The sequence below is a fragment of the Candidatus Filomicrobium marinum genome (genome assembly GCF_000981545.1).
Lineage (GTDB): Bacteria > Pseudomonadota > Alphaproteobacteria > Rhizobiales > Hyphomicrobiaceae > Filomicrobium > Filomicrobium insigne.
Genome location: NZ_LN829119.1, coordinates 3,457,052 through 3,471,003 on the forward strand (window position 1 = coordinate 3,457,052; position 13,952 = coordinate 3,471,003).

Below are 13,952 nucleotides of genomic sequence, written 5' to 3' on the forward strand. Positions count from 1 at the left end.
ATGTAATTGGCGCGTCGCTCTTCGACGCCCCCATAACGCCGTAATCAAGACACTGCAGCTGGCCCCGCCGACATGATCATTTAAGCAATGTATGATGAAACCGATCGCCTCAACTGCGTCTTCCATGCTCTATCCGATCCGACCCGTCGGGAGATAGTCAGCCTGCTTGCGGTCAGGCCCTACAGCATCACAGAATTGGTTCCTCCATTCTCAATGTCGCTGTCAGCAATCTCCAAGCATGTGAAGTCCCTTGAACGGGCAGGTATAGTCTACCGGGAGGTAAGGGGCCGCAATCACATTTGCACTTTAAACGCAGATGCGTTGAACGAGGCCTACACTTGGCTCTCTGGATACGAACGCTTCTGGAATCAACGACTGGATGCACTCGAAGAAGTACTGCGTCGAGAGGGTAAAAAAGATGAGAACTAGCGCGCGAAACCGTCAGAAGAATGTCGCGGTAACTCTGGTTCGAAAAATTCAATCCTCTTCAGAAGCCGTTTTTGCTGCATGGACCGAGCCGAGGCTAATTGCGCAATGGTTGGCTCCAGGAGCTGATAGCGTCACAGCCGTCACTGCAGACCTCCGACCAGGGGGGCAATACCGTATCGACGGCCTCCATGGCGACGGCAGCGCATATTCTATAACCGGCACGTATATCGAGATCATTGAGAACAAACGAGTATCTATTACCTGGACATATGATGGGCCCGTTTCAGCACTGCGAGGCGCCACGTCCTTAGTGATTGCAGATCTTCGGCGTAGAAGTTCCGATGTCACTGAACTGACGCTCAGCCACGAAAAGCTCGCTGACCGCGAGGCCGCCGAGCTCTACCGTATCAACTGGAGCAGGTGCTTGGAAAAATTGGAACCAACTTCCAGGCTCCACCTTCCTATTGATCAGCAAGAAGCCGACAACCCTAGCAGAGAGTTTTTTACTGATGAGCACCGTCGTCTCCAGGATCGTAATGGCACTCGAAAGCTAGCCGATCGCCTTCAGGCGCTCACGGTAAAACACGAATTAAATGTCGTGGACGCCGTGTTTATCGCTCGACAGAATATGTTTTTCCTAGCCACGACCGATGCGGATGGACAGCCTAGCTGCTCCTATAAGGGCGGAGCCCGAGGCTTTGTTAACATCATCGACAATAAGACATTAGCATTTCCAGACTTTGACGGGAATGGAATGCTAATTTCTGTTGGCAATATTAGCGAGAATGGCCGAGTCGGCTTGCTATTCGTCGATTTTGAAAAGCAAGCGCGATTACGGGTGAACGGACGCGCTCAGATATTCACGGAAAACGATAAGCTTTTTAGTCGGTACCCGGGCGCGCGGTCAATCGTACGCATTGCAATCGATGCGGTATTTCCCAATTGCCCTCGGTATATTCATAAAATGGCTCTCGTTGCGGAGTCGCCTTTCGTACCAGATGGCAAGCATCCAGTTCCTCGAACGGATTGGAAGTATCTCGCTGCGTTCTCAGATGTAGTGTCCGAAGATGAAGCGGGCGTTGAAACGGATCTCGACAAAGCTTTGAGCCGAGATTGATCACGGTTTAAACCTCAGAAGCGCCGGTCTTTAAGACAAGTTTTCGCAAACAGATTCGTACAAATCTTTGTTGCTCGTAATTGCAATTCCAAATGCTTAAGACATAAAAATAGTCCGACGCATTGCGCCGGACTAGTCAAATCTCGCAACCGCGATTTTAGGAGGAAGCGCTAAGGGAGCGAGAATACCGTCAGGCTGCCGCCCAGGTTTGTGTATTGCTTAAGGCCAGCGTAACCGCCGACTGCACCCAGACCATCATTGGGATTAGTCAAACCGGCAGCCAAACCGATGCCGGCCCAACCGCCGACGCCCGAGTAGACACCAACAAACTGATTGCCTTTGTGCTCGTAGGTGAACACGTTGCCAACGATGCCGGATGCGGTCTTGAACTTAAATAGTTCCTTGCCGTCTACAGCACTGACAGCCTTCAGGTATCCTTCAAGAGTGCCGTAGAAAACAACGTCACCAGCAGTAGCAAGCGCGCCAGACCAAACCGAGAACTGTTCAGGGACCGACCACTTGATCTCTCCCTTCCCAGCATCCCAAGCAATAAAGTTACCCATGCCGCCATGACTGTTGGGAGCAGTGTACATCGACACCGTCGCGCCAACGTACGGCTGACCCGCAGTGTAGCTCACCCGGAACGGCTCGTAGTCCATGCAGACGTGATTGGTCGGCACGTAGAAGAGACCACTCTTTGGAGAGAATGCCGCCGGCTGTTGGTCCTTTGTTCCAAGCGCAGCCGGACAAATTCCCTTCACGTTTACATCTTCACCGTTTTGGAATGTTGAATACTTGGCGACGACCTTCGGACGCCCATATGTTGAACTCTTGGGATCCAAGTCCACACCAGACGTCCAGTTGACAACCGGATCGAATTTCTCAGCAACGAGCGGAATTCCCGTCTTTCGATTGATCGTATAAGCTAAGCCATTTCGATCAAAGTGGACTAGCGCCGGAACAACCTCTCCATTTACCGGAATGTCCGCAAGTATCATTTCGTTGACACCGTCGTAATCCCATTCGTCAAACGGTGTCATTTGATAGGCCCACGCCGCAACACCAGTTTCCGGATTTCTAGCGATTATCGCCATCGTCCATTTTTGGTCGATGGGCTTCCCATCCGGACCAGCACGCTGTGCAGGATTCCAAGTCGACGGATTTGCCGTCCCATAATAGATCAGATTGAGTTCGGGATCGTATGAGAACCAACCCCACGCTGTTCCTCCGCCGATCTTCCACTGATCGCCGTTCCAGGTTTTGAGGGACGAATCCCGGCCAACCGGCTTACCCAGGGATGTTGTCCTCTCGGGGTCAAACAGAATTTCATCGTCCGGACCTGTGGCGTAGGCACGCCAAAGGCGTTTCCCATTCTTGATGTCATAAGCCGTCAGGTGACCGCGCACACCAAATTCAGCGCCAGAATTACCAACGATCACTGCGTTCTTGACGACAAGCGGTGCAGCAGTCCCCGACTCACCCTTTTTGGGATCGCCATTCACTGCCTTCCAGATTTCTTTCCCCGTTTTCGCATCGAGAGCTACGACAGCAGTGTCGGCCTGATGAAGAAAGATCGTTCCATCCGCGTAAGCGACACCTCTATTCACTGTGTCGCAGCACATTATTGCGACCACTGCGGGGTCTTGCTTAGGGGCATAAGACCAGAGAATCTTCCCCTCGCTGTTCAAATCCAACGCATAGACGTTGTTTGGGAACGGGGTATGCACGTACATGACATTGTCAATCACGAGCGGCGAACCTTCGTGGCCCCGCAACACGCCCGTCGAGAAAGTCCAGGCGACCTTGAGATCTTTGACATTAGTCGTGTTGATTTGATCCAGCTTGGAATACCGTTGATTGTAATAATCACCGGATTGCATCGCCCATTGTTTTGGATCGCTCGTATTTTTTGCGACGTCATCATTGGCGATAGCAGTTGTCGCAAACATACTGACCAAGGTCAGCGCTAGCCCTAGTTGGCCCTTTGCCATCTTTGTTTCCTCATCCAATATTAAATTGGTGTCCTTAGGGCCGCGGGCTTGCAACATTTTCCCTCAACCCATTGGTTGAATATCCCCGCCCTATCGGAAAGTCAACCATTCGGTTGAGCGATGACACTGCTCCGGAGCGGCATCAGGGCCTTCCCGATGTCCGCGAGCCGCAATCCGAAGCTATAGTGGTGCCGTTCAACTTCTTCTTGCCCGCCAAGACGAATGCCGAAGCGGTAGTTGAGCACCGCCGAAACCCGGCAAAATCGGACCATCAATCACCAACGCCTTCACGCCTCGGGCAGACGCCACGATCGCTTCCCAGATGTCGACGGTGAAGCGCAACTTGAGCGCCGCGATCCTGTTGGCCGCACCCCTCTGCACTTGTCCCTCGCAGAATCTGTTGGTTGAACCGCCCTCCGCCAACTTGATCACTGCCAGCGGCACCAGCAGCTTTTCCCGGATACGTAGTTGCAGACGCTTTGACCTACCCGCTCCGTGACAACCGGAGGGGCTCGCTGTTCAACGCTGGCCCTCAAGGACGCGAAGCGTTCTCTAAATTGTCTTGGCCTGCTAGACCTCCAAAGAGGGGGAACACAACCCCAGGCACAGCACGCGTGCAACGCCGCAGGCCGCAAACCTACATTTCGACCTGCAAACCACGGTAAGAGTACGGATTGTTACGGAAGGAAGGCGCTTCGCCCTGGTGGCCCGTTGGTAGCCTGGGCCCAGCGCCCCTAAAATCGGTCACTAAATTAGCCAATGAATTCATTGGCGATCCCGGCAGGATTCGAACCTGCGACCTACTGCTTAGAAGTCGTCCATCGCCATTCCGGAGAGTTACGGAACAATACGGTATCATACTGACTCTCCATGGTTTTTCAGGCTGGCCAATATTATCCGACCACGTACAATACGCCCTGTTACCGCTTTGCCCTGGTAGCCCATTGGTAGCCCGCAGCACCTTCACCACGAAACCACGTGGTAGCCCGGACCAATACAGCATCAGGCAACCCTCAACCCAACAGGGCGGCAGATGAACATCATAAAGTCCATTACCCAAACCACCATAAAGGCCCTAGGCCCCGGCGACACCATCCGCGATACCAACCTCAGGGGCTTCGGCGCACGACGTCGCAAAAACACCATCACTTTCTTTGTTAAAACCCGTTACAGGGGAAGCCAGCGCTGGATCACCATCGGTTCACATCCCGCATGGTCGGCCGACAAAGCGAGACAGCGTGCCTCTGATATCCTGCGCAACGTCGATAAACATTTCCAACGCACAGTCGCCTCGCCCGCAACCGCAGATCCCTACCTTACGTTCAAGGAAGCTTTCGACAGGTTCGCCGTCGCCCACGGTCCCTTCATTAAACCGCGCACGCTCAAGGAATACACACGCATCGCGAATAGGGTCATCGTTCCCTATTTCAAGGATAAGCCCCTCAAGGACTTCAAACGAGCGGATTGTTCGGCGTTCCATCAATCCCTGATCATGGTCCCTAGCGCAGCAAACCATGCGCGCGCCCTTATCAGTCTCGTCTTCAACTGGGCCATCATCGAGGAGCTTATCCCCGAAGCATTGAACCCCACCAGAGGCGTTCGCAAATACAAAGAAATCAGCCGCGCCCAATTCCTATCGCAAGACGATCTCAAACGCCTGGCCAAAGCCATGCACGAAGCACTACTCCGGAACGAGGCTTCCCGCATCCAGGTGGCAACCATCCTGTTGCTTCTCTTCACCGGAGCACGGCGCAGCGAAATCTTCACGCTCAAGCGCAACTACGTCGACCGCCACCGCATGATCGCCCACCTGCCCGACAGCAAAACCGGCAAAAAGGTCCTCCACCTGGGTCCCTTCGCCATGAGCATCCTGGATGCCATTCCGGAGGTCGACGGAAACCCCTATTACATGGTCGGACGTAAAGCCGGGTCATGCATCAGCGAAATCAAAAAGCCCTGGGACAAGATCCGCAAGCGCGCAGGTCTTGAGGGTTTCCGCCTGCACGACTTCAGGCATTCGTTTGCCAGTTTCGCCGGCGACCAAGGTGCTTCAGCTCGCGCCGTCGGCGCACTCCTCGGACATGCCAGCATCGAAACCACCAAACTCTACCTGCACATCTTCAACCAGAGAGCCAAAGAGACCTCACGCCAAACCGGACAAGCCATCGACAACATCCTCTCCGGCGCTTTGATTCTTCAAACGTCGCCGCCACCTTCCGGGAATCAAGCCACGCATTCAGATCCGCAAGATCATACAGAACGCTAGACCGCCCTTCGGCCAGCTCCAGTAATATAGAAACACGCCATTGAGTTCCTTGTGGATTTTTAGAGGTTTTTTACCAGTTCTACGTACCTGCAGAACGCATTGACCAGCTGTATCTGTCTAGGTGTTCGGCACTCAGCTTCGAAGAGCTGCGCTGAGCTAACGATGATCGAGATGCACTTGGCTCGTGACGTCGCCACGTTCAGACGATTCAGGCTGTAGAGAAATTCCATCCCTCGTGGGGCATCCGCATGGCTTGACGTTGCCATTGAGTAGATGGCGATCGGCGCTTCCTGCCCCTGAAACTTATCGACGGTCCCGACGCGAGCGCCGGGAAGTCGTTGCTGAATTTCGAAGACTTGTGCGTTGTACGGCGTGATGATGACGATATCGTCTAGCGTCAGTCCGTGCTCGTTTCCGTCGCGGTCGATCCACGTCGCATTGCCGGCCAGGATTTGGTTGACGAGCTTGCTTACCTCTTCGGCCTCTTCCGGTGAGCAGTTCTGATTGCCCGTGTGGTGCACCGGAACATAGCGCAACCCGGAGCCGCTGATTGCGCCGTCTGACTCGATGACTTGCGCCCTGAGCCCGGGCTTCGAAGTAAGCTTGTCGTCATAAAACAGTTCAGAAGTGAAGGCGCAGATGTCGGGATGCAAACGCCAGGTCTGTTCGAGGAAGAGTCCGCGGTCAGCCGGCACCGTGTGGGCATCGCCAAGTATGTGCGTCAGAGCTGAAACGTCTGTACCTTCCGGATGAGTGCCCTGCATCGGCTGGTCGAGCTGTTGCGGGTCCCCGAGCAGAACGACGGTCTTGGCTGCTTGCGAAACCGCCAGAACATTAGCGAGAGACATCTGGGCGGCCTCGTCTACGAACAGCACATCGAGTATTTCGAAGGCGTCCTGCCTTGCCCACAGCCACGCAGTCCCGCCGCCAACATTCACGTTGCCGCCAAGCGCATTTATCAAGTCTTCGCTCCGCTTTGCGAAGGTGAGCCGATGCTGAGGTTGGCCAACCTTGTCCGCCTTGTGGCAGCATTGGACTCCAATGCCCAGATCGTCGGCAGCTTCAATCGTGCCGTCGATGAGGTTGCGAATGACCTTGTGACTATTCGCCGTAATGCCGACCGTCTTTCCCTGACGGACCAACTCGCAAATCATTCTCGCGCCGCTGTATGTCTTGCCTGCTCCTGGTGGACCTTGGATTGGCAGGACGCCACCCTCCAGATGGCTGCAAAGTCTGACGGCAGTTGCGCTGGCCGCTTCACCTTCATAATGGAGAGGTTCGCCGCCGGTGCGCGGGGCGATCCTCAGCAGGAGATCGCGCGCCGCCTGATACGGGCCATCGCCCTCGATACCGTTATCGGCAACGTATTCGCCAAGCCGGACCAGCGCATCTTTCATTGGCTGCGTATCGATAACCTTATGGGCAAATATCGCCACGGGATTGATGCCGGCAGAATCTTTCCGCTTCTTGATGTCGATCGTTCGGTCATCGAAGGAGATCGCGGCGACCGTTCCGAACTTCTCTCCGCCTTGCGAGCGAAGCTCTTCGTCACCGCGCAGATCCGTCTCTTGCGGCGGAAAGCTATAGCGGTGTATCGGCGCTGTGTTGGTACCGCCCGCATTCCCGACATAGGACAGGCCAGACAGCCCGGCACGCTCATCCAGCAGATCTTCTGCCGAGAGGTCGGACAAGCGGAATAATTCCCACCAGAGCGCTTTTTCTTCCCTTCGATGCCAATCGAGAATGTTAGCGAGTATCCATCTCGCCTGCTGCTCGTCGTTCCGTTCGTCCGGATCGACGGGTATGTCGCCGGTCAGCCGATCGATGATCGCATTAATCTTCAGAATCCAGGTGGTGATGCGCTCATTCGGCGAGCCGTCACCGGCCTCGGGACGCGGAACATCGGTCCCTCTTGCGACGACTTGATTTCGCAGTTCCTCGAGCCAGTTTCGCAATCCTTCGGCGGCAAGGCAGTCGTCCTTGTTGTAAGCGAGAACGGCTTCCTTCGTTTCCTCCGAGATGGACGCCGTGTCATCGAGTTCAAGGCCAGTCTGCATTGCAGCAAGCGCGGTCCCGGCATCGGCAAGGTCTTTCTCGCGAACAAACGAGAAGAACGGTTCCATCTGCTTGATCGAATAACTTTCCACGCTCGCTCGGACCGTGTGCCGCACGACCTGGTAGAGATCAACGAACAGGCCTGCCCTCAACATCCTGTCAATTTCTTCCTCACGTGTCGCATAGCGCCCCATAAGGCGCTTCATCGCAGCGGGCTCGTAAGGTGCGTAGTGGTAGATGTGAAGGTCGGGGTAAGTTTCCCACCGAGCCATGACGAAGTCGACAAACCGCTCGAACACTTTCTTTTCATCTTCGCGGGTGAAGGCCCAATCGCCGACATAAAGGAAAGAACCGTCCTCCTCGAACACATAGCCAAAGAGATATTCGAGCCCGTGTTCGCCAACGAACGGATCGCCTTCAAGATCGAAGAAGATATCACCGGGTGATGGTTCGGGAAGTCGCGTGAGCCCCAAGCCCTCCAAGACCGGCAGAAGTTCGAACTTGCGCTCGCCGCTTTGCCGCGCTTCGACCTGGATGCGCGCTTGTTCCCGAATGCGCTCGTACGAGTCAGCCGAACCGCGGTCGGGCTTCCAGCTCAGCGGTAAGGGCATCGTTGCCAGTTGCTCGACCGTAGAGACTTCGCGCCGCTTCAGTTCATTGATCTGGACTTTGGAGATTCCGGCGACAAGGCAAAGGTGGTCATCATCACGGCGGCGCTTATCACAGCTCTCCCGCCATCGGCAGATGTCGCAATACTCTTTCGGATCAGGGTAGGTCTTTGCAGTTTCTTTGGCTGCCAGGTCATCGATTAGGCCCCGCTTCACTTTGCGAAAGTATGCAGCAGAGTCCGCGAACCTGTAGCGCCGGGGTTCGAAGTCCGACCAAGGCGCAACGACGTACATATATTCGGGCGCGACGCCTTGAGCTTGAGTCAGCAGATCCGAATAGAGCGCGAGCTGCAGGACCGCACCTGCTTTCGTTTCACGTGCGAGCTTGGTGTCGATCACTTCGTATGACCAGTCACCTAAGTTGCTGGGTCTATCATCGACGCGCCTCAGGATATCGGCGCGTCCGATCCAGCCATCATCCGAAAGCGCGCCTTGCGCTATGACTTGCGCGCCAGCACGCATGGCATCAAGCGTTTCGGTGACGGCCTTGTCATACACATCGACACCGTCGATTCGGACAACCTCGATCCCCGATGCCTCGAGATGGTCGATATAACTCTGCTCGTGCTTCGTGCCGCGCTCGGCGAGCACCATGAGGAGCGGGTCCCAAACCTTCGGTTTGGCAAGCGTGCCTTCGGCAACTGAACGGTCAAGCGACGTCAGATGCCGACAGTTCAAATGTCCGACAAGATCAGTAGCGCTAAGTTCGAATTTTCCCCCGCGTTTTTTCATTGGGATACGATATGCCTTTAATGCTCAGCGGGCAAAAAGTAGCTGCCGACGGTCCACAAGTTACCGGCTATTTTCGGCGCTCCCATACCTCTCGCCATGCGGCGTACTCGCTTGGTCTGATGCCGCAGCAGGCGAAGTTGCCTTCATGAAGACTAGGAGTTCTGCTTCGGCGACCTCGATGAAGCGTGCTGGTCTTCTTCCGGCAGTTCTTTGTTGGCAAAGGGCAACTTGGGCTGCCGCTCGATTCTGTTTCATCGCCTCGCGAATTATGGTGGCGACCAAACCGGACAAGCCATCGAAAATATCCCGCCCGGCGCTATGATTCTTCAAACGTTGCCGCCACCTTCCGGGAATCAAGCCACGCATTCAGATCCGCAAGATCATACAGAACAGGACTCCGCTTCCCCAGACCAAGTCGAATGAACACCGGGCCACCGCCCTTGATCCGGTAATCCTCAAGGGTCCGTGGGCTGATATGCAGATATGCCGCTGCCTGTGCCGTTTGCAGCAGCGTCTTTCTCTCAGGAATATCCGCCACGGGCCATTGCTCTTGCGTTTGCATCCCTCTGCTTGCAGATTACAACGTGATCGCCGCTTCGCAACACGGGAGTCCACAACGTGGCCCCACCAGACCTGACAGAACTTCAAGCCGCCTGCACCGCCGCGCATGACGAGTATCGCACGGCACGAAAAACGTTGGCCAACGCCATCGGCAAGGATGAGCGCAGCGAAGACATGCGCGACATGATCGCCTCCACCATCGATATCGGCCTCAATGCAACGCTTCACCGCCTCAAAACCGACGACCCGAAGATCGTCGAAGCGATTGAACGGTTGAGCGAAGCCTCCCATCACCTCGGGCTCGCCATCAACGCCCGCGAGGAAGCCCAAATCGAGAAGAACCTCAACCATCACCGCGTTTACGTCGATGATGGCCGCGAATTTACTTTGGACCTGAAAACGGGAACCTGGACCTACCTCGATGCCCCCGACCGGCCCATCAAGCTCTCTTTCGTCAAATCCGACAAACTTCCCTTCGCGTTGCCGGGCTTCGAACCGAAAATGGACCCTCCGAAACCAACCAAGAGCCGAAAACGCTCTCCCCGCATGTAGGCTTGCCTGCAACACTCCCGTTTGAACTTGTATTGCTTAAACTGCTAACTGCCTACGTCGTGGGCAATTCACATTGCCGACTCACGTGGTTAGCGGGGTAGGCTCCCCTCATGATCATCACCCACACCGTCAACCATCAGGGAAAGCACCGCGTTTATCTCGGCGGAAACTTCTCCCTCAAGGCTTGGCTTGAGCAAAAGGACGACACGCCCGCTTGGACATTTGCCTTCGACGCCTCAGAAGCGCCAGCCCACATGTCCGATCCCGACGCCATGCGCCAATGGGCCTACGGGCTGCTATCCGAGTTGGCCAAAGCCCTTCATGTGCAGCTGCGCGACCTCATGACTGTGCCCTTCGATGTCATCGCGAAACTGCACACAACATCCGCGCTGCATGACAAGCGCATCCCTTCACCCCAGCGCGAGGTCATCGAAACCGGCTACATGCCAACTCTGCCAGGGCTCAAACGCACCAAGGCCGACTTTACCGCGAGCGATTTCAAGGCCTACCACGACAAAGGACGCTCGCGCGGCAAACGATGATCGCAACCCGTCTCAACAAATAAGGCCCCACGCTTAGGGCGGGGCCGAATGGCGAAGGCCGCAGTCCTTTCGGTGGCCCATCACCGGCACGGTCATCGCCTCTTCAAGCTGTACCGCACTGCCATCCTAGCAATACCGAATGCGTCCGAAACCCCTCGCGCCTGCACCATAAGCACCCATCTGTTGTATACACTCCATCACCGGCTGTAACTACTTCACGGGGGGTTCGGGGGGCGTGAAGCCACCCGTGCGCAGGGTCTGTATTCCGGTTCCTGCATGCACTTGCCTCTCCCAAAAGCACCCTCATGCCATCCAGACGCGGCGCAAGTCCTTGTGATGGCGGGGGATGATTTTCACCTAGGCAGGGAACGTGGCGTCGATGCATCGATGCTGCCCATACACAGGGCATACCGCTGGTATGCAAAGTGAAGCTAAGAGAAGGTTGAAAGGAACGGAGCGAGGTATGCCTTTGACCACAATTTTGGTCAAAGGCGGCGCCTTCGGCGCTGTGGCGCCGGGGCAAGCCCCGGCGCCCCGCTCCGTTCCTTTCAAGGAAAGCCATTAAGATGCCGCGCAGATGTTCAAAACGCGCCGACAAGGAAGAAAAGGTGGTCAAACCACGATTCCTGAAGGCGAGACTGAGTGAAGACGACCATCGCCAGATGCACCGCATCGCCGCGGAACGCGGCATCAAGATATCCCGGTTGACCAGAACGATTTTGCAGGCGCACCTGAAGGGGATTCCCGTGCGGCTGCCGCATCCGCACGGCATCACCGATGAACTGGTCCACCAGCTGGCCCGTATCGGCAACAACCTGAACCAGCTCGCCCATCAGGCCAACATTGGCTATGTCGCCGTACCCATGCAGGAAATCCGCAGCTGCATCGACGCCATCAACCAGAAAGTGGCGCAACTCTGATGCTGGCGAAGGTCGCGCCAACGTCGAGCGATTTTCGTGCCCTTGCACGTTACCTCTTGAACGGGAAGGGGGGCCAACCCCATCCCGACCGGGTCCGGTGGTTTTTCGCGCAGAACCTCGGCACCGACGATCCTTTGCTTGCGGCCCGCTACATGGAAGCCACCGCCTCACGTTCCGCGCGGTGCGCGAAACCCGTTTACCACCTGATGGTGGCATGGCACGAGCGCGAGCGGCCATCCGGTGAAATCATGCAGGACATCGCTCGGAGAACGCTCGACCTGGCCGGGTTGTCGGAGCATCAGGCCCTGATCATGGGCCACGGCGACACATCCCACCGCCACTTCCACATCATGCTCAACCGCGTCCACCCGGAAACCCGCAAGGCCTGGAAAACGACCAACGACTTTGCCCGCTTCGACCAGATCATGCGGCAGCTGTCCGAGGAACACGGCTTCGAGTACATACCCGCCCACAGTTTCGACCCCGAGCTGACCGATGAACTTCCCCAGCTGCCCGACAGCAAATCGTTCCGGGCGGCAGGGAAGGGGGCCAACACTGCGCGCACCAAATGGAGCAAGCGCGCCTCCCGCGAATTCGGGGACTACCTCTCAACAAACCTCGATCACGCCACCACCATCGAAGACCTCAACCTGCTGGCTGCCGAACACGGGCTCGCCTTCGAACCCAAGGGAAAGGGCATGGTCCTCGGGAACGTCCAAGGCTATGCCACCTTGTCCAGCCTGGGGCTTGCCCTTTCCGCCAACGGCATGGTTCGCCGGCGAGAGGCACTGCCGGATATCGTCCTGACCAGCCCATTGCGGCGGCCTTGGTTTGACGTGGATGCGGTCGATATCACGCGCGCCCTCATGGGTTGGGGCCTCGCCACCAAGCACGACCTCACGGAAACCATCAACGATATGCGCACAGAGCGCGCCGCGAAGGCGGCCGCGCGGAAGGTGCCGCCCATCCTCCCCGCCCTTTCCATTCCGGCAGTGCCCCACACGCGCACAGCACTTTCGACCGCACGCACCGGATTGGGGAGGCCCCAGAAGCCGCATTCACGACCACCCCGAAACGCCATCAAGGACCACCTCGACAGCCTCATCCGTGCACAGACCGACCGAGCGGTCATTGACCGACACCGCAGGCTCATAAGCCAGCAGCGCAAGCGGATGTCATGGACTTATGTCAACCTTACCAATGCATCGGATACGGCATCACGCGGCCGCGCCTAGTGAGCCGTCAACTATTGTCCCAAACCACACCGACCCATTTTGCTTAATCGACAGCTCTTCAATACACGGCCGACATCATCATCCGAGCGACCACCGCTATCGGTGACTTCTTGTGTGCCAAGAAAGCAGAAAATTCTCCAGCTCATCGATCTGTTTAGAGATCGGCGAACTGCCATGATTGCTCCACTCCCTTGAGCAGTCATGGAATAGCGCTTGGCAGCGCTATCCCGGAGGACCTTGACTCGCGTCATCTCCGCTTAGACGGAGGAGCCCACCCTTGTTGAGCGCTTCTAGCTCCGCAGGCGGGTCGATCTCCGCGTGGGCGGAGGAGCCATATCGCCGGGATTACATTTGCGCGTGGGGATGGGTCGATCTCCGCGTGGGCGGAGGAGCCGTCGCGACCGGCCCGGTAGAAAGCTGTTTTGAGGGTCGATCTCCGCGTGGGCGGAGGAGCCTGAGATGCGGGTGCTTCCAACGACTTGGCTGCGGGTCGATCTCCGCGTGGGCGGAGGAGCCCCTGTTGGGTGGTTGCGATTATCACATCGATCGGGTCGATCTCCGCGTGGGCGGAGGAGCCGGTGGAGCGGGAAAAGCTGCCCGTTGATCGTGGGGTCGATCTCCGCGTGGGCGGAGGAGCCCCCTGCCACTCCATTCCAGGCCTGCCCTTTCCGGGTCGATCTCCGCGTGGGCGGAGGAGCCACTGAAGCTCAGATCCCAGAAATACAGCCAGAGGGTCGATCTCCGCGTGGGCGGAGGAGCCTCGGCAAACACCGGGGCGAGCGCTTCGACTCTGGGTCGATCTCCGCGTGGGCGGAGGAGCCAGTCAAATTTCGCGAAAACGTCTCGGCTAATGGGGTCGATCTCCGCGTGGGCGGAGGAGCCAC

Annotated in this window: 11 protein-coding genes and 1 CRISPR repeat array (1 of these 12 cut by a window edge); of the genes, 7 read left to right on the forward strand and 4 right to left on the reverse strand. The window is 56.7% G+C overall.

What is annotated here, in order from left to right:
• Positions 1-87 precede the first annotated feature (87 nt).
• Together YBN1229_RS16165 and YBN1229_RS18580 are read left to right on the forward strand one after the other, a co-directional pair.
• Complete coding sequence (locus tag YBN1229_RS16165; protein WP_046478318.1) at positions 88-429, forward strand: ArsR/SmtB family transcription factor; 342 nt, start codon at positions 88-90, stop codon at positions 427-429.
• Positions 380-1,546 (forward strand): SRPBCC domain-containing protein, encoded by a 1,167-nt coding sequence (locus YBN1229_RS18580; protein WP_082101179.1) that lies wholly within the window; start codon positions 380-382, stop codon positions 1,544-1,546. Before YBN1229_RS16165 ends, YBN1229_RS18580 begins: the two co-directional genes overlap by 50 nt.
• Before the next feature lie 170 nt (positions 1,547-1,716).
• Here YBN1229_RS18580 and YBN1229_RS16180 read toward each other — a convergent pair whose 3' ends face one another.
• The gene (locus YBN1229_RS16180; protein ID WP_046480287.1) at positions 1,717-3,537 is read right to left on the reverse strand and encodes a methanol/ethanol family PQQ-dependent dehydrogenase; all 1,821 of its coding nucleotides are present in this window, start codon (positions 3,535-3,537) and stop codon (positions 1,717-1,719) included.
• 101 nt (positions 3,538-3,638) lie between these two features.
• The gene (locus YBN1229_RS18930) at positions 3,639-3,809 is read right to left on the reverse strand and encodes a hypothetical protein (protein ID WP_160298726.1); all 171 of its coding nucleotides are present in this window, start codon (positions 3,807-3,809) and stop codon (positions 3,639-3,641) included.
• A gap of 761 nt (positions 3,810-4,570) precedes the next feature.
• Between YBN1229_RS18930 and YBN1229_RS16190 the strand changes: the two genes are divergently transcribed.
• Positions 4,571-5,803 carry a site-specific integrase gene (locus tag YBN1229_RS16190; protein ID WP_052744018.1) on the forward strand — a complete coding sequence of 411 codons (1,233 nt, stop codon included), beginning with the start codon at positions 4,571-4,573 and terminating at the stop codon, positions 5,801-5,803.
• Between the two features lie 59 nt (positions 5,804-5,862).
• Here YBN1229_RS16190 and YBN1229_RS16195 read toward each other — a convergent pair whose 3' ends face one another.
• Together YBN1229_RS16195 and YBN1229_RS16200 are read right to left on the reverse strand one after the other, a co-directional pair.
• On the reverse strand, positions 5,863-9,258 hold the full coding sequence (locus YBN1229_RS16195; protein WP_046478317.1) for a TM0106 family RecB-like putative nuclease: 3,396 nt from the start codon (positions 9,256-9,258) through the stop codon (positions 5,863-5,865).
• 316 nt (positions 9,259-9,574) lie between these two features.
• Positions 9,575-9,796 carry a helix-turn-helix domain-containing protein gene (locus YBN1229_RS16200; RefSeq protein ID WP_244466778.1) on the reverse strand — a complete coding sequence of 74 codons (222 nt, stop codon included), beginning with the start codon at positions 9,794-9,796 and terminating at the stop codon, positions 9,575-9,577.
• 80 nt (positions 9,797-9,876) lie between these two features.
• Between YBN1229_RS16200 and YBN1229_RS16205 the strand changes: the two genes are divergently transcribed.
• From YBN1229_RS16205 to YBN1229_RS16220, 4 genes are all read left to right on the forward strand, one after another.
• Positions 9,877-10,371 (forward strand): hypothetical protein, encoded by a 495-nt coding sequence (locus tag YBN1229_RS16205; protein ID WP_046478315.1) that lies wholly within the window; start codon positions 9,877-9,879, stop codon positions 10,369-10,371.
• A 110-nt stretch (positions 10,372-10,481) separates the two neighbouring features.
• Positions 10,482-10,913: a hypothetical protein gene (locus tag YBN1229_RS16210; RefSeq protein ID WP_046478314.1), complete on the forward strand. Its 432-nt coding sequence runs from the start codon at positions 10,482-10,484 to the stop codon at positions 10,911-10,913.
• 566 nt (positions 10,914-11,479) lie between these two features.
• On the forward strand, positions 11,480-11,833 hold the full coding sequence (locus YBN1229_RS16215) for a MobC family plasmid mobilization relaxosome protein (RefSeq protein WP_046478313.1): 354 nt from the start codon (positions 11,480-11,482) through the stop codon (positions 11,831-11,833).
• Positions 11,833-13,068, forward strand: a complete 1,236-nt coding sequence (locus YBN1229_RS16220; RefSeq protein ID WP_046478312.1) for a relaxase/mobilization nuclease domain-containing protein — start codon at positions 11,833-11,835, stop codon at positions 13,066-13,068. Before YBN1229_RS16215 ends, YBN1229_RS16220 begins: the two co-directional genes overlap by 1 nt.
• Positions 13,069-13,372: 304 nt before the next feature.
• Positions 13,373-13,952: a CRISPR direct-repeat array (repeat unit 29 nt; unit sequence GGGTCGATCTCCGCGTGGGCGGAGGAGCC); it runs 1,096 nt beyond the window's last position.

Excerpts from the sequence above, each read along its gene's own strand:
- YBN1229_RS16165 (WP_046478318.1), top strand. The coding sequence starts at position 88 with ATGTATGATGAAACCGATCGCCTCAACTGCGTCTTCCATGCTCTATCC.
- YBN1229_RS16215 (WP_046478313.1), top strand. The coding sequence starts at position 11,480 with ATGCCGCGCAGATGTTCAAAACGCGCCGACAAGGAAGAAAAGGTGGTC.
- YBN1229_RS16195 (WP_046478317.1), bottom strand. The coding sequence starts at position 9,258 with ATGAAAAAACGCGGGGGAAAATTCGAACTTAGCGCTACTGATCTTGTC.
- YBN1229_RS16220 (WP_046478312.1), top strand. The coding sequence starts at position 11,833 with ATGCTGGCGAAGGTCGCGCCAACGTCGAGCGATTTTCGTGCCCTTGCA.
- YBN1229_RS18930 (WP_160298726.1), bottom strand. The coding sequence starts at position 3,809 with ATGGTCCGATTTTGCCGGGTTTCGGCGGTGCTCAACTACCGCTTCGGC.
- YBN1229_RS16210 (WP_046478314.1), top strand. The coding sequence starts at position 10,482 with ATGATCATCACCCACACCGTCAACCATCAGGGAAAGCACCGCGTTTAT.
- YBN1229_RS18580 (WP_082101179.1), top strand. The coding sequence starts at position 380 with ATGCACTCGAAGAAGTACTGCGTCGAGAGGGTAAAAAAGATGAGAACT.
- YBN1229_RS16180 (WP_046480287.1), bottom strand. The coding sequence starts at position 3,537 with ATGGCAAAGGGCCAACTAGGGCTAGCGCTGACCTTGGTCAGTATGTTT.
- YBN1229_RS16190 (WP_052744018.1), top strand. The coding sequence starts at position 4,571 with ATGAACATCATAAAGTCCATTACCCAAACCACCATAAAGGCCCTAGGC.